Origin of the sequence: Roseibium aggregatum IAM 12614, assembly GCF_000168975.1 — a bacterium.
Lineage (GTDB): Bacteria > Pseudomonadota > Alphaproteobacteria > Rhizobiales > Stappiaceae > Roseibium > Roseibium aggregatum.
On the sequence record NZ_AAUW01000007.1, the window covers coordinates 188,347 to 211,123 of the forward strand.

Annotated in this window: 20 protein-coding genes; 5 read left to right on the forward strand and 15 right to left on the reverse strand. The window is 57.6% G+C overall.

Annotated features, from left to right (window positions below):
- Positions 1–6: 6 nt before the first annotated feature.
- From gltX to SIAM614_RS11550, 3 genes are all read left to right on the forward strand, one after another.
- A complete protein-coding gene (gltX, locus tag SIAM614_RS11540) occupies positions 7–1,431 on the forward strand; it encodes a glutamate--tRNA ligase (RefSeq protein WP_006934675.1) in 1,425 nt (474 codons plus the stop codon).
- A gap of 236 nt (positions 1,432–1,667) precedes the next feature.
- On the forward strand, positions 1,668–2,960 hold the full coding sequence (gene gltA, locus SIAM614_RS11545; RefSeq protein ID WP_006934676.1) for a citrate synthase: 1,293 nt from the start codon (positions 1,668–1,670) through the stop codon (positions 2,958–2,960).
- Positions 2,961–3,387: 427 nt separating this feature from the next.
- Positions 3,388–5,814, forward strand: a complete 2,427-nt coding sequence (locus SIAM614_RS11550) for a methyl-accepting chemotaxis protein (RefSeq protein ID WP_006934677.1) — start codon at positions 3,388–3,390, stop codon at positions 5,812–5,814.
- Between the two features lie 149 nt (positions 5,815–5,963).
- On the opposite strand, the gene lpxB is transcribed toward SIAM614_RS11550, so the two are convergent.
- From lpxB to SIAM614_RS32435, 15 genes are all read right to left on the reverse strand, one after another.
- Positions 5,964–7,148 (reverse strand): lipid-A-disaccharide synthase, encoded by a 1,185-nt coding sequence (gene lpxB, locus SIAM614_RS11555; protein WP_006934678.1) that lies wholly within the window; start codon positions 7,146–7,148, stop codon positions 5,964–5,966.
- The gene (locus tag SIAM614_RS11560) at positions 7,148–8,053 is read right to left on the reverse strand and encodes an LpxI family protein (RefSeq protein WP_006934679.1); all 906 of its coding nucleotides are present in this window, start codon (positions 8,051–8,053) and stop codon (positions 7,148–7,150) included. The genes lpxB and SIAM614_RS11560 overlap by 1 nt, the downstream gene beginning before the upstream one ends.
- A gap of 5 nt (positions 8,054–8,058) precedes the next feature.
- A complete protein-coding gene (lpxA, locus tag SIAM614_RS11565) occupies positions 8,059–8,856 on the reverse strand; it encodes an acyl-ACP--UDP-N-acetylglucosamine O-acyltransferase (RefSeq protein WP_006934680.1) in 798 nt (265 codons plus the stop codon).
- A gap of 6 nt (positions 8,857–8,862) precedes the next feature.
- Positions 8,863–9,327 (reverse strand): 3-hydroxyacyl-ACP dehydratase FabZ, encoded by a 465-nt coding sequence (gene fabZ / locus SIAM614_RS11570; protein WP_006934681.1) that lies wholly within the window; start codon positions 9,325–9,327, stop codon positions 8,863–8,865.
- A 49-nt stretch (positions 9,328–9,376) separates the two neighbouring features.
- Positions 9,377–10,414, reverse strand: coding sequence for a UDP-3-O-(3-hydroxymyristoyl)glucosamine N-acyltransferase (lpxD, locus tag SIAM614_RS11575; RefSeq protein WP_006934682.1), 1,038 nt, complete (start codon positions 10,412–10,414; stop codon positions 9,377–9,379).
- Positions 10,415–10,493: 79 nt separating this feature from the next.
- Entirely contained in the window at positions 10,494–12,737 is a 2,244-nt protein-coding gene (bamA, locus tag SIAM614_RS11580; RefSeq protein WP_324293998.1) for an outer membrane protein assembly factor BamA, read from the reverse strand.
- A gap of 302 nt (positions 12,738–13,039) precedes the next feature.
- A complete protein-coding gene (gene rseP / locus SIAM614_RS11585; protein WP_006934684.1) occupies positions 13,040–14,182 on the reverse strand; it encodes an RIP metalloprotease RseP in 1,143 nt (380 codons plus the stop codon).
- Between the two features lie 100 nt (positions 14,183–14,282).
- A complete protein-coding gene (locus tag SIAM614_RS11590) occupies positions 14,283–15,494 on the reverse strand; it encodes a 1-deoxy-D-xylulose-5-phosphate reductoisomerase (RefSeq protein ID WP_006934685.1) in 1,212 nt (403 codons plus the stop codon).
- Positions 15,495–15,510: 16 nt separating this feature from the next.
- Positions 15,511–16,353 (reverse strand): phosphatidate cytidylyltransferase, encoded by an 843-nt coding sequence (locus tag SIAM614_RS11595; protein WP_006934686.1) that lies wholly within the window; start codon positions 16,351–16,353, stop codon positions 15,511–15,513.
- 15 nt (positions 16,354–16,368) lie between these two features.
- Complete coding sequence (locus SIAM614_RS11600; protein WP_006934687.1) at positions 16,369–17,136, reverse strand: isoprenyl transferase; 768 nt, start codon at positions 17,134–17,136, stop codon at positions 16,369–16,371.
- Between the two features lie 31 nt (positions 17,137–17,167).
- Positions 17,168–17,731 (reverse strand): ribosome recycling factor, encoded by a 564-nt coding sequence (frr, locus tag SIAM614_RS11605; protein WP_006934688.1) that lies wholly within the window; start codon positions 17,729–17,731, stop codon positions 17,168–17,170.
- A 111-nt stretch (positions 17,732–17,842) separates the two neighbouring features.
- Positions 17,843–18,562: a UMP kinase gene (gene pyrH / locus SIAM614_RS11610; protein ID WP_006934689.1), complete on the reverse strand. Its 720-nt coding sequence runs from the start codon at positions 18,560–18,562 to the stop codon at positions 17,843–17,845.
- A 68-nt stretch (positions 18,563–18,630) separates the two neighbouring features.
- Positions 18,631–19,548 carry a translation elongation factor Ts gene (gene tsf, locus SIAM614_RS11615; protein WP_006934690.1) on the reverse strand — a complete coding sequence of 306 codons (918 nt, stop codon included), beginning with the start codon at positions 19,546–19,548 and terminating at the stop codon, positions 18,631–18,633.
- Between the two features lie 144 nt (positions 19,549–19,692).
- A complete protein-coding gene (gene rpsB, locus SIAM614_RS11620; protein WP_040439916.1) occupies positions 19,693–20,493 on the reverse strand; it encodes a 30S ribosomal protein S2 in 801 nt (266 codons plus the stop codon).
- Positions 20,494–20,732: 239 nt separating this feature from the next.
- Complete coding sequence (locus SIAM614_RS32435) at positions 20,733–20,927, reverse strand: hypothetical protein (RefSeq protein ID WP_006934692.1); 195 nt, start codon at positions 20,925–20,927, stop codon at positions 20,733–20,735.
- A 78-nt stretch (positions 20,928–21,005) separates the two neighbouring features.
- Here SIAM614_RS32435 and SIAM614_RS11630 point away from each other — a divergent pair, with 78 nt between their 5' ends.
- Both SIAM614_RS11630 and SIAM614_RS11635 read left to right on the forward strand, forming a co-directional pair.
- The gene (locus SIAM614_RS11630) at positions 21,006–21,407 is read left to right on the forward strand and encodes a VOC family protein (protein WP_006934693.1); all 402 of its coding nucleotides are present in this window, start codon (positions 21,006–21,008) and stop codon (positions 21,405–21,407) included.
- A 149-nt stretch (positions 21,408–21,556) separates the two neighbouring features.
- Positions 21,557–22,735, forward strand: a complete 1,179-nt coding sequence (locus SIAM614_RS11635; RefSeq protein ID WP_040439918.1) for an MFS transporter — start codon at positions 21,557–21,559, stop codon at positions 22,733–22,735.
- Positions 22,736–22,777: the final 42 nt, after the last annotated feature.

The window sequence follows — 22,777 nt, forward strand, 5'->3', positions numbered from 1 at the left end:
AGCACCATGGCACAGAACATCGTCACGCGCTTCGCCCCGTCTCCGACCGGGTTCCTGCATATCGGCGGCGCCCGCACCGCGCTCTTCAACTGGCTTTTCGCCCACCATCATGGCGGCAAGATGCTGCTGCGGATCGAAGATACGGATCGGGCCCGCTCCACACAGGAAGCAGTGGACGCGCTGATCGACGGCCTGTCCTGGCTGGGGCTGGACTGGGACGGAGAGCCGATCTCCCAGTTTTCCCGCGTAGAGCGCCACAAGGAAGTGGTCGAACAGATGCTGGCCAACGGCACTGCCTATCGCTGCTATTGTACGCCGGAAGAACTCGACACCATGCGCGAGAAAGCTCGCGCCGAAGGTAAACCGCCTCGCTATGACGGAACATGGCGCGAACGCGACGCCTCCGAAGCCCCTGCCGGCGTCGATCCCGTCATCCGTATCAAGGCCCCGCAGGACGGCGAGACCGTTGTCGACGATCTCGTTCAGGGCCGCGTCGTGATCCCGAACAAGGATCTCGACGACTTCGTTCTGATGCGGTCCGACGGCACTCCGACCTACATGCACGCCGTTGTGGTGGATGATCACGACATGGGCATCACCCACATCATCCGCGGTGTCGATCACCTGACGAACGCCGCCCGCCAGACGCTTATCTTCCAGGCACTTGGCTGGGACGTACCGGCAATGGCGCATATTCCGCTCATTCACGGACCGGACGGTGCAAAGCTGTCGAAGCGGCATGGCGCAACCGGTGCGGAAGCCTATCGCGAGATGGGCTATCTGCCGCAGGCCATGAGAAACTATCTGGCCCGGCTCGGCTGGAGCCATGGCGACGAGGAAATCATCTCTCTCGAAGACATGATCAAGTGGTTTGATTTCGATGCAGTCGGCCAGTCGGCTGCCCGCTTCGATTTCAAGAAACTGGAAAACCTTAACGGGCATTACATGCGTGCCACCGAGGACGCCGAATTGCTGCGCCATTGGAAGGTCTATCTCGCACATGCCGAAGGCGGCGATAAGGTTCTTTCCTGGCTTGCCGACAGCGACAACGAAGCAATTGCTCTCTCTGCTCTTCCCGGTCTGAAGGAACGGGCGAAGACCCTGGTCGAACTGACGGAAAGCGCCTCTTATCTGTGGCGCCAACGCCCGCTCGACACGGACGAAAAGGCCCAGAAGATACTGGACGACGATGCCAGAGCTATCCTGAGAGATCTGCACGGTGTCGTGGCAGGCGTCTCTGACTGGACTGCAGAACCGCTGGAAACAGCGGTCAAAGCATACGCAGAGAGCAAGGAATTGAAACTTGGCAAGGTGGCCCAGCCGTTAAGGGCCGCGCTGACGGGCCGCGGCACGTCGCCCGGCATCTATGACGTTCTGATTGCTCTCGGCCGGGAAGAATCCCTGGCCAGAATTCAGGATCAGGCTGTCTGAGATAAAGCATCGCCGGATGCAATTCTTCGCAAAAACCAAGCTTCCGGCGGCTGCGCTCGCGGGCGAAATACGTCTTTGACCAAAGCGTTATATCGGCCAGCTTGCGGCAGTGCAGTAAATGGGCTACGCAAGACGCGAAAAATTCTCTAGTGCTGGTCCGGCAACCGGAAACGGGACCCATCGCCAGAAGGGTCAAACCAGGACGGCACATCCGTTTAACGTAAAGGGGTTTCTGAATGGCCGACAACAACGCCAAGCTCAGTGTCGGTGGTAACGACCACGCATTCGACGTTCTTGACGGATCCATCGGACCGTCGGTTGTGAACATCTCGTCCTTGTACAAGGACACGGGCATGTTCACCTACGACCCGGGCTTCACCTCCACCGCCTCCTGCGAATCCAAGATCACCTATATCGATGGTGACGAAGGCACCCTGCTCTATCGCGGTTATCCGATCGAGCAGCTTGCCGACCATGGTGACTTCCTGGAGTCCTGCTATCTTCTGCTTTACGGCGAACTGCCGACCAAGTCCCAGAAGGACGACTTCGTCAATCGTGTGACCTACCACACGATGATCCACGAACAGATGAATCGGTTCTTCTCCGGCTTCCGCCGCGACGCCCACCCGATGGCCGTCATGGTCGGCACGGTCGGGGCGCTATCCGCCTTCTATCACGACTCGACTGACATCACCGACCCGCATCAGCGCATGGTCGCGTCGCTGCGCATGATCGCCAAGATGCCGACCATTGCTGCAATGGCCTACAAGTACCATGTCGGTCAGCCGTTCGTTTATCCGCGCAACGACCTGAGCTACGCGGCAAACTTCCTGCACATGTGCTTTGCCGTGCCTTGCGAGGAATACAAGGTGAACCCGGTTCTGGCCCGCGCCATGGACCGCATCTTCATTCTTCATGCCGACCATGAGCAGAACGCTTCGACCTCTACGGTGCGCCTGGCAGGCTCCTCCGGTGCAAATCCGTTTGCCTGCATCGCGGCCGGCATTGCCTGCCTCTGGGGCCCGGCACACGGCGGCGCCAACGAAGCTGCCCTCAACATGCTGTCCGAAATCGGCTCCGTCGACCGCATCCCGGAATATGTCGCTCGCGCCAAGGACAAGAACGATCCGTTCCGCCTGATGGGCTTCGGCCACCGCGTTTACAAGAACTACGACCCGCGTGCCCGCATCATGCAGAAGACCACGCACGAAGTTCTCGGCGAACTCGGCATCAAGGACGATCCGCTTCTGGACGTTGCCATGGAGCTGGAAAAGATCGCGCTGAACGACGAGTATTTCGTCGAGAAGAAACTCTACCCGAATATCGACTTCTATTCCGGTATCACGCTGCGCGCGCTCGGCTTCCCGACCACTATGTTCACCGTTCTGTTCGCTCTGGCCCGTACCGTCGGCTGGATCGCTCAGTGGAAAGAAATGGTGGAAGATCCGTCCCAGCGCATCGGTCGCCCGCGTCAGCTCTACACGGGTGAGAAGCTGCGCGATTACACGCCGATCGACCAGCGCCGCTAAGGCGCACGCAGGCAATCGCCTGCAATAGTCCGCGGTTTCGTCTGCGTGCATTTCAAACAAGAAGACGCCCTGCTTAACTGCCGGGCGTCTTTTTTATTCCCCAGCGGAACCAAAGCAAAGATAAGAAATAATTTTCCTAATAATACGACCGAAACAAAAAAGGCTTTCGCGCAGGATACTTCCATTACTCGTTCGAAAGAGAACTGCTAACACAAAACAAAAGAAGTCAATAAAACAGGTAAAAAGTTAAAAATATTCGAAATAAGTTTTTTCAGTAGAAAATATTAGGCGTCAAATAAAGTAATAACTTCACAAAAATCTTCAAATCCCACGTAAGATTGGAAAATTTACTAATAATAAGGAAACATTGCTTACCTTTCACACCAAAGAGTGCGCATGGAACATGCTGGGGTTTCGAGGGGTTAAGATGGATTTCCTGAAGTTCGCTTCTGACTTGAAGTTTGGGGTAAAAGTGGGCGGCAGCTTTGCCGCTGTGGTTGCCCTTACCGGGATCGTGGGGGCTGTTGGCGCCTACAGCGTCATGACCTTGTCGGAACGCATGGAGATTGCAAAGCAATCGACTTCCGCAATGGCCCAGTTGCAAAGCCTGGCCAGCAAGAAGGAAAGCTTCCTGTCTTCACAGAACCCTCAAGAAGCAGTGGCCACTCTCTCGGATATCGGTGAATTGACCGCCGAGTTGGAGAAACTCCAGAACGAACTTAACGCCGATCCTCAAGCCCAGATACCCGTCGCCGAAGCGGCCGCTGCCGTGAAGGATTTCCGTGCAGCCTTCGAAAAGGTCGTTGGTCTGACGAAGCTACAAGCCCAAAAACAACAGCAGCTCGACAGCGCTGTGCAAGAACTTGAAAAGATATCTTCGGATATTCTTGGCAAGGCGCTGATGGCGCGAGACGGCGTCAGTCAGGACGAGACCAACGCACGCAAAACGCTTGTGCTCGCCAATAAGGTTGGTCAGGCCGCCGCGGGTTTCCAGGAGGAGGCCCTCACCCTTCAGAACCTGTTCAACGCCGCCGCCAACAACGCCAAACAGCTTGCAGATATAAGGGACCGCGTGACCCTGCTTGCGCCATCCGCCAAGCAGATGGCAGCAAACAGTTTTGACGGTGTTGATCCGGGCAAGTTCCAGAAGCTCGCGGCTGAAACGGCTGAACTCGAGCAGACACTTGGCAAGCTCATCGAAACCAAGGACTATATCGCTATTTTCGACCTCACTGATGCCGCAAAGGCCGGGTTCGAACAACTTGTTTCCGACGTCAAGGATATCCGGTCGCAGGCAAATGTCGCCATCGACAATGTCTATGCGCAGGCAGACCAGATCAACCAGCGCTTCTATGTGGTCGACAGCGTCGCGGATACGGTCATGCAGGTCGAAGCTGACGCCAACGCGGTAAAGGCTGCCGCCTTCCACTTCATGCTGTCTCCCAGCGAAGCTTCTCAGCAAGCCGTTACAGGCGGAATTGACGGTCTGAACAAACTGGCTTCCCGGCTTGAATCAAGCGCAAAGGACTTCCCCGCTATCTCGGGCCTCGTTCCGGAGGTTAAAAGCTCCATTGGCAGTTTCGCAGACAGTTTCTCTGAGCTCGCGACAAATCAGTTCCAGCTCGCCGGACAGATCGGTACCATGACGGATTTGTCGCAGACAGTTCAGACTCAGATTTCCACCATCTCCTCCACGCAAAGCGAAGCTGCACAGGCCTCTTCCTCCAGCGCGCTTGGTGTGATCAGCCTCGCGCTTCTGACTGCCGTCCTGGCAGGCGTCGGCATGGCGATTGCGCTCAATTTTGCGGTGACACGCCCCCTGCGCCGGACCACCGAAACCATGTCCCGCCTTGCAGAAGGCGATACAGATGTCCAGATCGATGGCACTGGACGTGGTGACGAAATTGGTGACATGAGCCGCACCATGCAGGTCTTCCGCGATAACGCAGTTGAAAGGTTACGCCTGCAGAGCGAGACGGAACACGATCAGCAGATGCGCGCAGAACGGCAAGCCCGTATTGAAGCGCTGATCGCCGGTTTCCGCGAGAAAGCAACCGAAGTGCTCGGATCGGTTGCAGAAACAGCGCAAACACTCGATGGCACCGCCCAGGACCTCAGCGCGATCGCCAGCCAGAACTCCAGCCTGGCAGACAGCACTTATGGCGTCACCGACGAAGCCACCCAAAACGTTCAGACGGTCGCGAGCGCTGCCGAGGAGCTTGCCGCCTCAATCCAGGAAATTTCACGTCAGGTGAGCCAGACAACGCAGGTCGTTGACCGCGCAACCCAGGGGACGCAGGTCACAAACGAGAAGGTTCAAAGCCTGTCGACAGCGGCCACAAAAATCGGTGAAGTCGTCAGCCTCATTCAGGCAATTGCCGAGCAGACCAACCTCCTGGCCCTTAACGCGACCATCGAAGCCGCTCGCGCCGGTGAAGCCGGCAAGGGCTTCGCGGTCGTGGCTGCAGAAGTGAAGGAACTGGCGACCCAGACCTCCAAGGCCACCGAGGAAATCAGCTCGCAGATTTCCGAAATTCAAAACGCAACCAAGGACGCCGTTGTCGCCATCGAAGCGATCACGCGCACCATGGAAGAGGTCAACGAATACACCTCTACCATTGCAACCGCGGTTGAACAGCAGGGCGCCGCCACCAGCGAAATCTCAGTCAACGTTCAGCGCGCAGCAGAAGGCACCGGCTCGGTCAAAACCAACATGTCCGATCTGTCGCAGGCCGTTGCCCAGACCAGCCAGAACGCCAATCAGGTTCTCGGCGCCTCCAGTGAATTGTCCCAGAAGACCGATATCCTGAAGAATGAAGTCGGGCACTTCCTGGACAACGTGGCCAACGCCTGATCCAAAGGCTTTGCTTGCCTAGTCTTAGTGAGAAACCGGGTGCGGAACGCACCCGGTTTTTTCGCGTCTGTAAGGCAAAGGTAAGGAACGCAGCGCCGGAGAAACGTGTCGTCATTCCACCCGGTTTTCAAACGTGCCTGGAAAACCTGTCAGGCTCCAGCCTTCATTGCGTCAAGCACCACATCTGCTGCAGCGCCTCGTTGGCTATGGCCATCCGGCAACCGCATGACGTCGTCAAGTCTCTGCAGATGCTCGATCTGCTTCTGACGCTCGGGACTGTTCTTCAGCAACTCGACAAGATGGCTGGCCAACACGTCCGGTTGCACTTCCTCGTCGAGGAACTCCGGAATCGCTTTTGTTCCGAGGATGATGTTCGGCAGCACGAAGGAATCGACGCTGGAAAATTTGAAGATCCGGTTGAGGTCCTTGATCCGCCTGAAGAACCAGTCGACCTTATAGGCAACGACCATCGGAACACCGGAAAGGGCAAGTTCAAGCGAGACAGTACCCGACGCAGCCAGTGCTGCATGCGCTTTCCTGAATGCTGCCCGCTTTGCCTCCAGTCCCGTGACGATCTCGACCGGAACAGACCAGCCGGCTGTTTCCCGGCGGATTTTGTCTTCCAGATGCGCAACAGCGGGCAAGACCACCTTGAGGCCAGGCAGCTTCTTTTCAACGAGAGCAACTGTCGCCCCGAAGTCGCCTAAGAGCCTGTCGATCTCGCTTCGCCGGCTGCCCGGAAGCACGAGCAAGACTTTCTCTTCTGCATCCACCGAGGATCTTTCACCCGCCGCCGGGCGCAGCTCGGTTGCATTTTCGCTTAAGGGGTGGCCAACGTAATGCGTGCGCGGTCCACCCAGCTTGCGATGCACATCAGGTTCAAACGGCAACAAAGCCAGGAGCTCGTCTACATAGACGCTCATTTTGCGGGCGCGGCCAGGCCGCCAGGCCCAGACAGACGGCGAAACGTACCCGATGATGGGAATATGCGGTGCCCGTTTGCGCACGCGCTTTGCGACATTGTGGGTGAAATCCGGACTGTCGACGATCACCAGCACATCCGGATTGGCCGCAACAACCGCATCCACGGTCTGGTAAACGCGCTTGATGATCAACGGCAGTCTGGCGAGCACTGCAGTCAGTCCCATGACAGAAACATCCGACATGTCGAAGAAGCTCTTGAGGCCCAGAGACGTCATCCGTTCGCCGCCAACGCCGCAATACCGAACACCAATCCCCAACCGTTCGTTGAGCGCTTTCATCAACTCCGAGCCGAGCTGATCTCCGGATTCCTCACCCGCGACCAGACAGACCGTGGGCATCTTCCCGCTCATCACGAACGCTCGTCCGGTTGCTCGGATAACACGGCATCGATGCTCGAACCGTGTTCTATACCGATAACAAACAGCCCCGCATCATCTGCCTTTTTGAGCGTGACATCCTTTTCGGCGATCAGTGCACCGCTTGCCTCAACAGCGATCCCCGCAAGCCCCGCGGCAACCGCAAGGTCGATGGTTTTCGGGCCGACGGTTGGCAGGTCAACGCGCAAATCCTGATTTGGTTTGGCCGTCTTGACCAGAACACCGGTGTGGCTCTTGGCCCGTATCCGGCCATTGCGCTTCAGGTCGGCACAGCGCTGGAGCATGGCGTCAGTTCCTTCCGCCCCTTCCAGCGCAACAACCCGTCCGCCAACAGCAACGGCAGCCTGACCGATATCGAGCTCGCCGAGCTTTTCACACGCCCTCAAGGCGAGTTCCGCATCCCGCCAATCCGTCTGGCTTGGCTGCACTTTGCCAAGCACTCCGCTTGAAGCCAGCAGTTGCGGCGCCACGTCCTTGATCCCCACGACCCGATACCCCTCTACTTCAAACAGGCGGATCACCTTGGTCAGCAGACTGTCGTCACCACCGGCCAAGGCCCGGATAATCGTCGGCAATCGCTTCAAGGTACCGATATCACCGAGGATCGACGTGAAATCGGGACGTTTGGAAACGCCTCCGATCAGAAGCACGTCCCTGCAGCCCGTTTTCTTCAGGAATTTGTAGAGCCGGCCGATTTCACCCCAGCCAAGCTCCGTGTCGGCCTGAGCGCGCGTCCGTTCATCCGCTTCACCCTTGATGGCGATAATCTTGAACTCACGCCCGGCGTTGCTGAGAGCATCCGCGATCTGGCAGGGCAAACTGCCATTTCCCGCAATCAGGGCAAGGCGTGGTTCCGTTGCCATATCTGCGCGGACCATCTTTGTCAGTCTTCGCTGCGCGGCGTGCAGAACCGGCGGTCTTCCTTTTCAAGGATGAAGTCGGTAACCGTCTTGACAAGGGGTTGATCGGCACTCTCTGCAGCGACGGCTTCAGCCCGACTGCGCAAGGTTCCCTCACCGCTCTCAAACAGCGCACGATAGGCAGCCCGGAGGGCGTGAATCTGTTCCCGAGGAAAGCCCTTGCGCTTGAGGCCAACGAGATTAAGCCCGGCAAGACGGGCACGGTCACCAATCACGGAGCCGAAAGGAATGACGTCGAATTCGACACCCGTCATACCGCCAACGATTGCGCCTGTTCCCACACGCGACCATTGCCGGACAGCACTCAAGCCACCCAGAATGACAAAATCATCGAGCTCGACGTGCCCAGCAAGTGTGGCGTTGTTGGCCAGAATCGCGTGATTGCCAACCTGACAATCGTGGCCGACATGCGAACTCATCATGAATAGACAATTGTCGCCAACTCTCGTATAGCCACCGCCGCCTTCCGTTCCCGGGTTCATGGTCACATGTTCACGGATCTGGTTGTTGGCGCCGATTTCCAGAAAGCTTACTTCACCGGAAAACTTGAGATCTTGCGGTTTGTGGCCAATGCTCGCGAAGGGAAAAATGTGCGTATTGGCTCCCACGCTTGTGTGGCCTGAAACGACGACATGCGATTCCAGGATAACTCCGTCGGCGAGTTTCACATTCGGACCAACGATCGAATAGGCCCCGATACGAACGTCCTCGCCGATCACGGCCCCGTCTTCGACTATGGCCGTTGGATGGATGTCAGTCATATGTCCTCACGCGTCTACCAGCATCGCGCTGACTTCTGCTTCTGCAACCTTGTTGCCGTCGACTTTGGCGACGGCGTCGAATTTCCAGATGTTGGAGCGTTGCTTGATCTTCTTGACGTGGAAATGAACCTGGTCACCAGGCTCCACCGGCCGGCGGAATTTCGCCTTGTCGATGGTCATGAAGTAGACCAATTGCGGTGGCGCGTCGTCACCGCGGGCATGAACGCAAAGCGCTCCGGCCGTCTGAGCCATGGCCTCGATCAGAAGAACGCCCGGGAAAACCGGTCTCTCCGGAAAGTGGCCGGTAAAATGCGGTTCGTTGATGGTGACGTTCTTGATGCCGATACAGCTATCGTCACCGTCCATCTCAATGATCTTGTCGATCAGAAGAAAAGGATACCTGTGCGGCAGAAGCTTCATGATCCTCATGATGTCTGCGCTGCCAAGTGTTTTATTTTCTGCGTCTTCCATATACTACCCCTTGGCGAATGACCGCCGCAAAGTCCTGCTTTTAACCCGTTTACGATCCGTCGCCACGCTCTGCAAGCTTTCTGACGGCCGCGACCTCACGGAACCACTGTTTGACCGGTTTCGCTGGCGTGCCCCCATAGCGCCCACCGGCAGGCAGATCGTCGTTAACGACGCTAACGGCAGCTACCTGCGCCCCCATGCCGATTGTGACGTGACCGCGCACACCGGTTTGCCCGCCAATGGCGACAAAATCCTCTAGAGTGCAGCTTCCGGACAGACCGACCTGAGAAACGATAACGCAGTGTCGTCCGACCACCACATTGTGACCGATCTGAACCTGATTATCGATCTTCGTGCCCTCGCCGATGATCGTATCCCGGTTTGCGCCACGGTCGATTGTCGTATTGGCTCCGATTTCCACGTCATCCTGGATGATAACGCGGCCGACCTGGGGAACCTTGAGATGCCCCATGGGTCCCATGGCATATCCAAAGCCATCCTGGCCGCAGCAAACGCCAGGATGCATGTAGACCCTGTTTCCGATCACAGTGTGCTGAACCGTTGAATTCGGCCCTATGACACAGTCACGGCCGATCTTGACGCCCTGCCCAATGACAGCGTTGGCCCGAATGACCGTGCCTGCCCCGATTTCGGCACCGGCCCCGATCACAACGCCCGCTTCCACCGTGACATTGTCTTCAAGCGAAGCAGCCGGATCGATTACCGCCCGTTCTGAAATCACCGCAGGGCCAGCTTCCACCGGCACCATGGCCGCTGGATAGAGCTTGGCAAGCACCTTCGCCCAGGACCGATAGGCATCAGCACAGACAAGAACGGCAACGCCCGCAGGCACCTTGTCCTTGTGCTTCCTGTTGACCAGGCAAGCTGCTGCCGTGGTGCCATCGAGTTTCTTCAGATAAGCGGTGTTGTCGAAGAAGACCAGAGCGCCGGGCGTGGCATCTTCCAGCGGCGCGACACCCGTTATCATCAGCTCAGGTTCGCCGCGAGCGATCTCCGCATCCGCCCAGGTCGCGATATCTGTCAGAGAGACCGGAGCCGGAGATTCAAAAAAATTTGGCTCGGACATGATGTTATCCTTCTTGCCAGCCAACAAAAACGGCCGCCGAACGGATCGGCGGCCGTTTTCTATCCTATGTGACCGCAGTTTAGAAGCGTGTACCGCCACTCAACCGGAAAATCTGCGTCTTGTCGGAGTCGTCCTTGACGATTGGGTAAGCAAAGTCTGCCCGCAGAGGTCCGAACGGAGAGTTCCAGCGAATACCGGCACCAATCGAAGCACGGACGTTGAAGTCGTTGGAGTCAATCTGACCGCCGTTGTCTTCCACGAGGCTCACCAAGCTGCTGTCTGCATCCCACAAGGAACCAGCATCGGCAAACACCGCACCGCTCAGGCCGAATTCCTTGGGAATGACCGGGAACGGGAACCGGGTTTCTGCAGTCGCGGCAAAGTAGAACCGGCCACCGATCGCATCTTCAGTCGCAGCGTCACGAGGACCGATACCCTGATTTTCGAAACCGCGAACCAGCGTACCACCCAGCATGAACTGCTCGGACACACGCAGGCGCTCGTCTCCAAGGGCCATGATGTTACCACCACGAACCGACAGGCTGCCGACCAGACCGTAGTCAGCCAGGATTTCCTTGTAGGCACGGGCCTGAGCTTCCGTCTTGATGTAGAAGCTGTCACCACCCAGACCCGCAAATTCCTGACCGAAGGAGGCATAGATGCCGTCGGTGGGATCCATGACCCGGTCCAGCGTGTTGTAACGCAGCTCGTAACCGACCAGAGAGGTCAGATATGTACCGAGCGAGTCACAGACCGCCAGGGAAAGGCTTGCAGTGTCGCAGTTGTTGATGTTGGTCGAGTTGTTGTCGGGATCGGAGTTCTGCTCCTGGAAGATGTTATAGAACAGACGGACAGTCAGTTCATCTTCCCGCAGCGGCAACGTGAAGCCAAAGCCACCACCGGTCTTTTCCTGATCGAAGGAGCGGTAGTCGTTGGCATCATCCACCTTACGGTAGAGATCAAGATCCAGAGCAACGCGGCGCCCCATGAAGAACGGTTCGACAAAGCGGAATTCGTAGGACTGCGTGTCCGTGCCGCCGCCAACAGCAAGCTTCACGAACTGGCCACGACCCAGGAAGTTCTTCTCGGTGAGTGAAATGTCACCAATGACACCGTCGACGGTCGAGTAACCAACACCGAAGGAGATTTCACCGGTCGGCTTTTCCTCGACGCGAACGTTCACGACCACGCGGTCGGGCGCGCTGCCCTGCTGTGTTGTGATCGAGACCTTTTCGAAGAAACCGAGGTTGCGCAGACGACGCTCGGCCTTGTCGACGAGCGCACGGTTGAACGCATCACCTTCGGCGATGTCGAATTCACGACGAATAACATACTCACGAGTGCGGTCGTTGCCGATCACGTTGATCCGCTCGATATAGGCGCGAGGACCTTCTTCGATATAGTAGATCAGGGAAATCGTGTTGTTGTCGTAATCGCGCGCACCCCGCGGACGGACACGGGCAAAGGCATAGCCTTCTTCCGAGACACGCAACGTGATGTCTTCGACCGACTGCTCGACGCGCAGCGAATTGAAGGTCTGACCGCTCTTGGTGCGGATCAGGCGGCGAAGATCTTCAGGATCAACGTCGGGGATAGTTGAAACGATCTCAACATCGCCGATCTCGTATTTCTCGCCCTCTTCCACAGTGAAGGTCACGTAGAAGATGTTCTGCTCGCGATCGAGATCCGCGCTGGTGGAAACGATACGGAAATCCGCATAGCCCTTCTTGTTGTAATACTGACGCAGCAATTCCTCATCCGCGGCCAGACGGTCCGGATCATAGGTATCGGTGCTGCGAAGCCAGCTCAGAAGGCCGCTTTCGCGGGTACGAATGACATCGCGCAGACGGCCGTCGCTGAATGCGGAGTTGCCGATGAAGCTGATCCGCTCGACGCCGGTCTTGGCACCTTCGTTGATCTCGAACACCAGATCGACGCGGTTCTGACCACGATCGATGATCTGCGGCTCGACGGACGCGCCATAGCGACCGGAGCGGCGGTAAGCTTCAAGAATGTTCTGAACGTCGGCCTGAACCTTCGCACGGGACAGCATCGAACGCGGCTGCGAGCGAACGGCGGTTTCCAGCGCACTGTCCTTGATCTTCCGGTTACCTTCGAAGGACACCCGGTTAATGATCGGGTTTTCGGTCACCGTCACAACGACAACGCTGCCACGCGGGGTGATATCGACCGTTGCAAAAAGGCCGGTTGCGTAGAGCGCCTTCAGAGACTCATCGACATCGAACGCGCTGTAGGAGCGTCCGGGAACAATGGTCATGTAACTGACAACGGTTTCGTCCTCGACACGGGTATTGCCACGCACGTCAATGCTTCTGGCAACCGCGGCCTGAGCCTGTGAAACCAGGGACACCGGCCCGAAAGCTTTCGGCAGAACCGTCCCGATCGAAAATACGGCCACCGCCAACAGTACGGCCCGTGTAAATCTCTGCAATCGCTGCATTATTGCGCTATGCCTTTATTTTTAATACCCCTCCCGAGAATCCGCACTCACCCCAGCAGATTCTCGGAACCGACGAGTGTTTTATAGGTTTTTACCGATAACGCAACCGCCCTTCCGGGCCGAAAGCGATTTAGTCTGAAGACGTTGCGTCAATGTCACGGGTGTCATGAATTGGTCCCCACAAGCCTCATGATATCTTTCCAGGTGACGAACACCATCAGCATCAGAACGAGCCCCAGGCCGATCCTGAAACCGACGTCCTGCACTCTTTCGCTGAGCGGTTTGCCACGCAGGGCTTCTGCAGCGAAGTAGACCAGGTGTCCGCCATCGAGAATCGGCACCGGTGCCAGATTGATCAGACCGATGCTGACGGAAAGGACCGCCGCCAGGGAAATGAGCGGCATGAAGCCGAGGTCTGCGACCTGACCGGAGATCTGGGCAACGCGGATTGGGCCGCCGAGCTGATCGGCCGATTGCCGCTGAGAGATGATGCCCCAGATATAGCTGACCGTGCTTTCAATGATGCGCCAGGTTTCCGCCGTGCCTTCCAGGGCGGCTTCGCCAAGACCGTACTTGATGTGAACGAGGTGGGACGGATCGGAGACACCACGAAGACTGATATCGCCGGCCACCTGCTTCTCGCCGAAAAAGACTTCTTTCTCTTTGGCGTCAGGCGTAACCGTCAAGGTGACGTCCTTCCCGGCACGCTCGACCTCGAAGACAAGAGGCGTATTGGCGCTCATCAGGACGATCTGCCGCATTTCGCCGAAGGTCTGTATCGGCCTGCCGTCAATTTCTTTCACGACATCGCCGGCCAGCAGTCCGTCGCGTTCAGCAGCCCCACCAGCAAAGACCTGTTCGACAACAGGTTCGTAGCCCTGTTTGCCGGAAGTGACGAAGAGTGCCGTGAAGATCACGATTGCGAGAAGGAAATTGGCGATCGGCCCTGCCGCCACCACGGCCATGCGTTGCCAGACCGGCTTCGCGATAAAGGCCGTTTTCCGCTCCTCCTCACTCATCTGCGCTATGGCTTCCCGGCTTGGAACGCTTGCCGCATTATCGTCACCGGCAAATTTGACGTAGCCGCCAAGCGGAATCCAGCACAGTTTCCAGCGGGTTCCTTTCCGGTCGTTATAACCGAAAAGCTCGCGCCCGAAGCCAACCGAAAAAGCATCTACCTTCACGTTGCACCAGCGAGCCACTGCAAAATGGCCGAGTTCGTGGAAGAAGACGACGATTGTCAGCACGAAAAGAAAGGGAATGATTGTGCCGACTATCAGGGAATAGGCGGAGGCGAGAAGATCCATGAAATGTGTCCGATCCTGCGCAGCTAGGATTGTTTTGAAGCATTGTACTAAAAAGAAAATTACGGCGTGTTAATGGTCGAAGACCAAAATTTCAGAGCCTTCAACACGCCAAACGTCGCGCCTCGATCCATTCTGCGGTTTTCTGCCGCGCTTCGGCGTCGAGTGCAAGAACGTCCTCCACATCGGTGGCCTCCCGCAAGCGTCCTCCTGCCCCCATGGCTTCAAGCACTGTCTCGATGGCACCCGGAATGTCCATGAAACCGATCCGACCCGTCAGGAAAGCTTCAACGGCAATTTCGTCCGCGGCGTTGAGCGCAGCCGGTGCCATCCCCCCTGCCCGCATGGCTTCCAGCGCCAGATGCAACGCCGGGAACCGGTCGAGATCCGCGGCTTCAAAGGTAAGTGTGCCGAGTTCGGCAAGGTCCAGGCGTTTCACCGGAACGTTCATTCGGCGGGGAAAGGCAAGACAATGGGCAATCGGCGTGCGCATATCCGGACTGCCGAGTTGAGCCAGCAGCGAACCGTCCTTGTATTGCACAAGGCCGTGAACAGTCGATTGCGGATGGACGAGCACACCGAGCTGGTCATGAGAAACCGGGAAAAGGTGAGAAGCTTCAATCACCTCGAATCCCTTGTTCATCATGGTCGCGCTATCGATAGTAATGCGCGCGCCCATGTCCCAGTTCGGATGCTTGAGCGCCTGCTGCGGTGTTACCCTTTTCATGTCGGCCTTCGAAAGCGTCCGGAAAGGCCCTCCCGAGGCCGTCAGGATGACCTTCTCGACCATGTCGGCCTTGTCGGTTTCAAATACCTGAAAGACAGCGTTATGTTCGCTGTCGACGGGCAAAAGCTCCGCTCCGGTTGCCCGGATTTTTTCCATGAACAGGTCGCCTGCGCAAACCAGGCATTCCTTGTTGGCAAGTGCGATGCGGCGTCCGGACCGAATAGCGGCCATGGTCGGCTTTAAGCCCGCCGCACCCACGATGGCACCGACGACGATGTCCGTATCCTGGTCGACCGCCTCCAGAACGGCCGCCTCCCCGGCTCCGGTCTTAATCCCGGTGCCGGAAAGCCGGTCCTTGAGCTCCGGATAACAAGCTTCATCGGCAAGGATCGCCGAACCCGCTTTCAGCGTTTTCGCCATATCGGCGAGACCTGCGGCATTCCGGTTCGACACCAGAGCCACTACTTCGTAGAGCTCCGGATTTCTTTCAATAAGGTCCGCCAGGCTCTGGCCGATGGACCCTGTGGCACCAAGGACAGTGATCCGGGTTTTCGCGCCAGGGTCGCGTGCTGCTGAGGCAGCTGCCATGCCTGTTACTCCAATTTTAGATCAGACCGAGACCGGCAAGCGGATCGGCAAGGCTGCCGCCTGCCAGAAGGCCAATCAGCACGGCGAAGATTGCGGCGGCCACCAATCCGTCGATCCGGTCCATGATGCCGCCGTGTCCGGGAATGAGCCGGCTGGAATCCTTGACGTCGAACCGTCGCTTGATGGCCGATTCCAGAAGATCCCCCGCCTGTGAGACAACCGAGAGACCGGCAGCCAGCAATGCCCAAAGCACCAGGTGCTGGGCATTCGCGACAAGGGCGACACCCGTGCCGAATAGCGTGGCAAGAACCAGCCCGCCAATGGCGCCGGACCAGGTTTTTTTGGGCGATACACGTGGCCAGAGCTTGGGTCCGCCCAATGCACGGCCGGTAAAATAGGCAAAGATATCCGTTGCCCAGACCACGAACACCAGGAAAAACGCCACCAGCAGTCCTTCGCTGCCTTCGCGAAGCGCAAGCAGAGAAAACAGGGCAAGCCCGCTATAGGCGATCCCTTCGATTGCCCACCGGCCGGTCTTCGAAAAGCCCCCCACAGCGTAGGCAATGAAAGCGCCCAATACCATTGCCGCTAGACCAAGGCCCGGATGCCCGGTTACGCAAAGGGTTGCGATTGCCAAAAGCGTGACGAAACCGGTCAGGGCACCTGCCGTTTTTGCCGGGGTTCCTGTGATCGAAAACCACTCCCAGAGAAACAGACCGGTTGCAGCCAGCGTCAGCGCGGCAAAGGGAAGACCGCCAAGATATGTTATCAGCAGAACAAGCGGGCCCAGAACGAGAGCCGAAAGAAACCTGAGGCGAAGGTCGGACAGTTTTTTAGGGTGCTGGTCGGGTTCTGCCATTGCTCGAGCCGGAGGTCAGTTTGCCTTGGCGTCAAGGCCGCCATACCGGCGCTCGCGGCTGCAGAAGCAGCTCAAAGCCTTGTCGAAGGCCGCTTCATCAAAGTCCGGCCAATAAAGATCACAAAAATAGAATTCGGAATAGGCTGCCTGCCAAAGAAGGAAATTTGACAGGCGCATTTCGCCACTCGTGCGAATTATGAGATCCGGGTCCGGCAGCCCGGATGTGTCCAGCGCCGCCGTAATCGCGTCTTCGGTGATGTCGGCCGGCTGCATTTTCCCAGCCTGAACCTTTTCTGCCAGCTCCTGTGCCGCCCGAACGATTTCCGAACGTGCACCATAGTTGAAAGCAACCACCAGATTGAGGCCCGTGTTGTGACGGGTCAGGTCTTCAGCCTCGTTGAGAAGCGCCAGGATCCCCGGCTCCAGGTCGCTGCGCCCGCCAATGATACGGATACGCACATTGGCTTCGTGAAGCTCGCTGAGATCGCGCTGCACGAAACGGCGCAGCAGCCCCATCAGGAAGGACACTTCCGCCTGGGGGCGATTCCAGTTTTCAGAGGAGAAGCTGTAGATCGTGATGGTTTCGATACCGACACGGCCAGCATGACGGATGACCTTGCGCAGCGCGGCAAGTCCCTGCCGGTGACCTTCGGTTCGCGGCAAACCGCGCGCGGTTGCCCATCGCCCGTTGCCATCCATGATGAAGGCAACATGGCGGGGCATTTTCGCACCGGTTTCATCCGCAGCAGGTGCATGCAGGTTGCGGTCCGGGCTGACGCTCATTTGCTCCCCCAACTCACACTCCCCAGGTCGATCAGACCTGGGAAATTTCCTGCTCTTTTTTCTCCAGCATGCTGTCGACTTCCGCAATCATCTGATCGGTCAGCTTCTGCACTTCGTCGGAGGCAACCCGGCTGTCGTCCTGGGAAATGTCACCGTCTTTTTCCGCCTTTTTGGCGGCGTCCATGCCATCACGGCGGACATGACGGATAGATACCTTCGCCTGTTCAGCGTATTTGTGAGCCACCTTGATAAGTTCCTGGCGGCGTTCCTGGTTGAGCTCGGGAATCGGCAAACGCAGCAGCATGCCGTCTACAACCGGGTTCAGGCCGAGGTTGGATTCACGTATCGCCTTTTCGACGGCCGATACCATGCTCTTGTCCCAGACCTGAACTGCCAGCATACGAGGTTCGGGCACGGAGACGGTGGCTACCTGGTTGATCGGCATGGACTGGCCATAGGCTTCAACGGTAATCGGATCCATCATGGACGAAGACGCGCGGCCGGTGCGCAGACCGGCAAATTCCGTTTTCAGAACCGACAAGGCTCCCTGCATACGGCGCTTCAGATCATCAAGGTCCACACCTTCTACCGACATTTTATCCTCACTGTTGTTTTGTGCTTGGCTGAATAGAGTCTCGGCGCGCGCCAACATGGCATAAACGCACCGAAACACAAGAGCTTGAACCGGGATTGGTTCTTAAAACTTTCAGTCACCCACGACAGTGTAGGTGCCGGTTTCCTGAAGCACGCTGACGAGGGCGCCGGGCGTATGAATGGAAAACACGATGACAGGAATGGAATTGTCGCGTGCCAGGGCAATGGCCGTGGTGTCCATGACTTTCAGGTTCCGGGTTATGATTTCGTCATAACCGAGCGTCTCGTAGCGCTCTGCGTCCGGGTTTACCTTCGGGTCTTCCGAATAGACGCCATCCACCTGCGTCCCCTTCAGGAAAGCGTCGCATTTCATCTCGGCAGCCCGCAGTGCCGCGCCACTGTCCGTGGTGAAGAATGGGTTGCCGGTACCACCCGCAAAGATGATCACATCGCCGTCTTCCATGTAGCGGTCGGCGACACGCTGAGAGAAGGTCTCGCAGATCGAGGGCACCGAGACAGCGGACAGAACACGGGCGTTGACTTTCAGGCGACGCAGAGCGTCCGCCAGCGTCAGGCTGTTCATGATGGTTGCCAGCATGCCCATGTGGTCGCCGGTCACGCGGTTGCCACCCTTGGCGGCAACGGCGACACCGCGGAAGATGTTGCCACCACCGACGACAACGCCGACCTGGGCTCCAAGAGCCACTGCGTCGGCGATTTCCTTGGCGATCCTTTGCACAATGGCCGGGTCAATTCCAAAAGCCTGCGATCCCATCAGGGCCTCGCCGGAGAGTTTCAGAAGGATCCGTTTCCAGCGCAAGGAATTCGTCATGGGTGCACCCTTTTTAAAATGTCTTTCTAAAAAAAAAGCGCCGGACTTGCCGGCGCTTTTCCTTGAGCTTACTGCCCGGTGGCTGCTGCCACCTCTGCGGCGAAGTCTTGCTCTTCCTTCTCGATCCCCTCGCCGATGGCGAAGCGGACAAAGCCGGTAAGTTTGACTTCGGCGCCGATTTCTTTCGCGAGCGCCTCTACGGCCTGCTCAACCGTCTGATCCGGGTTGATCACGAAGGCCTGCTTCACGAGGGTAACTTCCTCGTAGAATTTGCGCAAACGGCCTTCCACCATTTTTTCAATGATGTTTTCCGGCTTGCCGGATTCGCGTGCCTGTTCGGAGAAGACAGACTTCTCACGCTCGACAACAGTCGGATCCAACTCATCGGTGTTCAGAGCCAGCGGGCTGGTTGCAGCAACGTGCATGGCAATCTGACGGCCGAGACCATTCAGCTTGTCCTTGTCACCAGCAGATTCCAGAGCCACCAGAACGCCGATCTTGCCCAGACCGTCGGAAACGGCACTGTGAACATAGGTCGCAACAACGCCTTCGTTCACGGCCAAAACCGCGGTACGGCGCAGGGTCATGTTTTCGCCGATCGTGGCGATAGCGTCGGTGATCGCCTCTGCAACCGGCTTGCCGTCGAGATTTGCAGCGGAAACGGCTTCAACGGAACCATCGGTGCCGACGGCGACCTTGGCAACGTTGGAAACCAGCTCCTGGAACCCTTCGTTGCGAGCAACGAAGTCGGTTTCGGAGTTCAGTTCGATCACGGCAGCCTTGTTGCCGTCAGCGGCAACACCGACCAGACCTTCAGCAGCCACACGGCCAGCCTTCTTGGCAGCCTTGGCCAGACCTTTGGTACGCAGCCAGTCAACGGCTGCTTCCATATCGCCGCCCGCTTCAGTCAGGGCGGTCTTGCAGTCCATCATGCCAGCGCCGGATTTCTCGCGGAGCTCTTTTACCATCGCAGCGGTAATGCTCATCGATTGCCTCGTGCATGGGGGTTTCAGATGAGACACGGTTTAGCCGATGGCTTTCCGCGCCTTTATGACGGGGCTGCAACAAAGTGCAGCCCGCCTTGCGAATTTCAACAGTATTCTGCCGCGTCCAGCCGCGGCAGGAGAGGCTTAAGCCTCGGCAGCTGCTGCTTCAGCCGGAGCTTCTTCAGAAGCTGCGGCAAGAACTTCTTCAACCGGTGCTTCTTCCGATTCGCCGATGTCCATGCCGGAAGCACCCTGTGCACGGGAGATACCGTCGATGGCAGCACGTGCAATCAGGTCGCAGTAGAGCGACAGGGCGCGGCCAGCATCGTCGTTACCCGGCACCGGATAGGTGATGCCTTCCGGATTGGAGTTGGAATCGAGGATTGCAGCAACCGGGATACCCAGACGACGGGCTTCCTGGATGGCAATGGCTTCACGGTTGGTGTCGATCACGAAGATCAGGTCCGGGATACCGCCCATGTCCTTGATACCGCCAAGGTTCCGCTCGAGCTTTTCACGCTCGCGGTCCATGAACAGACGCTCTTTCTTGGTCAGAGCGTTGGCAGCGTCGGAAGACAGGGTTTCTTCCAGCTTGCGCAGGCGCTGAATGGACTGGGAGATGGTCTTCCAGTTCGTCAGCATGCCGCCGAGCCAACGTGCGTTGACATAGTATTGAGCGGAGTTACGCGCTGCAGAAGCAACGGCTTCCTGTGCCTGGCGCTTGGTACCGACGATCAGAACGCGGCCACCGCCGGAAACCGTGTCGGACACGGCCTTGAGTGCCTGGTGCAGCAGCGGAACGGTCTGGGACAGGTCCATGATGTGAACATCGTTGCGTACACCAAAGATGTACTGACCCATGCGCGGGTTCCAACGGTGCTTCTGGTGACCAAAGTGAACGCCAGCTTCCAGCAGCTGACGCATGGTGAAATCGGGCAATGCCATGGCCCTTATCTCCTGAGTTTTCCGGTTTAACCTCCGCAAGAGGATGTGGACCGGAGAGGATTTCCCTGCGGCCACCGGAAGGATCCCGATAAGCTCGGTTTCCGCCCCTTGCGTGTGGAATGCGCGCCTTATAGTGGGCTAGCAATTTTATTTCAAGGCCTAAGGGCTCGTTTTCTTGCCGGTTTCGCACCTTTGCAGACCTTTGCCCGCATCGCCGGCATACTTGGTGCGGTTCCGCCCTATTTTCCGTCTTCGATCTTTTCAGTAACAGTCCGCGACCACTTTTGCGACCATGCACCGAATGGGGACAGCAGTCCGAACAGCTCCTGCCCTAGATCGGTCAGCAGGTACCCCCTTCCGTCATGATCGACGAGTGCGCATTCTTTCAACTCTTTCAGTCGTTTGTTCAGAACCGTCGGCTGAACACCTGTCATCGCTCTTCCCACACGGGACGACGGAATCACTTCGTCCGTGTATGGATAAACTCCCGCCACTTTTCACGGAGCCTCGTCTTGACCACCAAAGGCATCAACCACCTCGGCCTCAATGTCCGGGATCTGGACCAGACCACCGCCTTCTTCACCGAGTTGCTCGGTTGGAAACTGCAGGCGCGCGACGATGCCTATCCGCGCACCACCGTTTCGGACGGCACGGCCCGTTTTACCCTCTGGCAAGCCGACCGCACGCGGCCCATGACGGAGTTCGACCGTAAGACCAATATCGGCCTGCACCACGTGGCGCTGGAAGTTGAAAGCGAGGAAGAGCTTCTCGATCTTGCGGCCAGGATCCGCACCTGGCCAGGCACTACGATCGAATTCGAGCCGGAACTTCTCGGCGGCGGCCCACGCAAACACATGATGTTCACAGAGCCCGGCGGCATCCGGCTGGAAATCATCTGGCCAGCCGGGGCTTAGATGTAAATCCGCCTAGGCCACCTGAACGTCGGTGACGCCCGGCACCACTGATACAGTCTACGATCGCCATCCGACGGTCCGGTTCCGAACACAGGCAAGTAATTTAAAGCGGAAATCAAAGTGTCAAGAAAAGGCGGTAGTGATGACAGATGAACCGTCACTTGCTCGCCTTTTCTCTTCTCGCTGTAACACAAGTTTTTGGCTGGGGCGCCGTCAGCAGCTTGCCAGTTATCGCCACTCAGGTTTCGAGAGATCTTGGAGTAGATCTGGCGACGGTTTTTCTCGGTACCTCTGTCATGTTCGTCGCGATGGGAATCACTTCTCCCTGGGCGGGTCGTCTCATCGGCCGTTCCGGTCCAAGAAGAACAATGGCTGCCGGCGCGACCTTGATCGGGGCCAGCCTTTGCCTCGTAGCGCGCAGCACCTCGGCAGAGCTTTTTCTGCTCGGTTGGGGAATTGTTGGGGTTGCAGGGGCCATGTTTCTGACCACTGCTGCCTATGCCTACCTTGCAGAACATGGCGATCAAGCTGCCCGAGGCATGATTGGCAGCCTCATGCTTGTTACCGGACTTGCGGGCAGTGTTTTCTGGCCCGTGACGGCTTTTCTGTTTGAAGTTGCAGGCTGGCGAATGACGATCCTGATTTATGCAGGCGGCATGACCTTGCTCGTAGCTCCTGCCCTCTATCTGGGGCTGCCTGACACCGCTAGGGCAATCGCAACGACTGAAACGGGAGACAAGATCAGATACGCTCGCAAACCGATTTTTATACTTGTTGTTGTTGCCATCGCTCTCAACAGTTTCGTCACCTTCGGTATTGATGCCATCGGTATTGAACTGTTTCGTGCGCTCGGCAGCGACCTTGCCTCCGCCGTCGCGGTCGCTTCCCTTCTGGGCATCTTCAAGGTTGGCGGACGTCTGATTGACGTGCTCGGTGGCAGGAACTGGGACGGGCTATCAACCGCGCTCGTCTCCGGCATTGTCCTTCCGCTCGGTTTGTTGGCCATTGCCCTGGGCGGAAAAAACCTGATGACGATCACAGTTTATCTTTGTCTTTTCGGCCTTGGCAGCGGTGCCTTTGCGGTCGCCCGCGCAACCATGCCTCTGGTCTTTTTCAGCAAGGCAGACTATGCGGCCGCGATGTCTGCGATCGCCCTCCCAATGCACCTCATCAACGCGCTTGCCCCGCCCGCTCTCGCCGCGGTGCTGGTCCATACCGGCCCGACGTCTGTCTTGAGCCTTTTGGCGGCCATAAGTGCCGTTGCGCTCCTGACCCTGTGTTACCTGAAAAGGATGCAAGGTCAGAAAACTGCCGGGCAAACCTATTGACTGAAAAACTCATAGGGCTCCACCACTGCAAGCATACCTCAC

What these genes read in the sequence shown, in the direction of transcription:
- pyrH (WP_006934689.1), bottom strand. Translation starts at nt 18,562, where the DNA reads ATGACGAATTCCTTGCGCTGGAAACGGATCCTTCTGAAACTCTCCGGC.
- lpxD (WP_006934682.1), bottom strand. Translation starts at nt 10,414, where the DNA reads ATGTCCGAGCCAAATTTTTTTGAATCTCCGGCTCCGGTCTCTCTGACA.
- gltX (WP_006934675.1), top strand. Translation starts at nt 7, where the DNA reads ATGGCACAGAACATCGTCACGCGCTTCGCCCCGTCTCCGACCGGGTTC.
- rseP (WP_006934684.1), bottom strand. Translation starts at nt 14,182, where the DNA reads ATGGATCTTCTCGCCTCCGCCTATTCCCTGATAGTCGGCACAATCATT.
- gltA (WP_006934676.1), top strand. Translation starts at nt 1,668, where the DNA reads ATGGCCGACAACAACGCCAAGCTCAGTGTCGGTGGTAACGACCACGCA.
- fabZ (WP_006934681.1), bottom strand. Translation starts at nt 9,327, where the DNA reads ATGGAAGACGCAGAAAATAAAACACTTGGCAGCGCAGACATCATGAGG.
- SIAM614_RS11560 (WP_006934679.1), bottom strand. Translation starts at nt 8,053, where the DNA reads ATGGTCCGCGCAGATATGGCAACGGAACCACGCCTTGCCCTGATTGCG.
- SIAM614_RS11590 (WP_006934685.1), bottom strand. Translation starts at nt 15,494, where the DNA reads ATGGCAGCTGCCTCAGCAGCACGCGACCCTGGCGCGAAAACCCGGATC.
- SIAM614_RS11600 (WP_006934687.1), bottom strand. Translation starts at nt 17,136, where the DNA reads ATGAGCGTCAGCCCGGACCGCAACCTGCATGCACCTGCTGCGGATGAA.
- rpsB (WP_040439916.1), bottom strand. Translation starts at nt 20,493, where the DNA reads ATGGCATTGCCCGATTTCACCATGCGTCAGCTGCTGGAAGCTGGCGTT.
- lpxA (WP_006934680.1), bottom strand. Translation starts at nt 8,856, where the DNA reads ATGACTGACATCCATCCAACGGCCATAGTCGAAGACGGGGCCGTGATC.
- SIAM614_RS11635 (WP_040439918.1), top strand. Translation starts at nt 21,557, where the DNA reads ATGAACCGTCACTTGCTCGCCTTTTCTCTTCTCGCTGTAACACAAGTT.
- lpxB (WP_006934678.1), bottom strand. Translation starts at nt 7,148, where the DNA reads ATGAGCGGGAAGATGCCCACGGTCTGTCTGGTCGCGGGTGAGGAATCC.
- SIAM614_RS32435 (WP_006934692.1), bottom strand. Translation starts at nt 20,927, where the DNA reads ATGACAGGTGTTCAGCCGACGGTTCTGAACAAACGACTGAAAGAGTTG.
- SIAM614_RS11550 (WP_006934677.1), top strand. Translation starts at nt 3,388, where the DNA reads ATGGATTTCCTGAAGTTCGCTTCTGACTTGAAGTTTGGGGTAAAAGTG.
- tsf (WP_006934690.1), bottom strand. Translation starts at nt 19,548, where the DNA reads ATGAGCATTACCGCTGCGATGGTAAAAGAGCTCCGCGAGAAATCCGGC.
- frr (WP_006934688.1), bottom strand. Translation starts at nt 17,731, where the DNA reads ATGTCGGTAGAAGGTGTGGACCTTGATGATCTGAAGCGCCGTATGCAG.
- SIAM614_RS11595 (WP_006934686.1), bottom strand. Translation starts at nt 16,353, where the DNA reads ATGGCAGAACCCGACCAGCACCCTAAAAAACTGTCCGACCTTCGCCTC.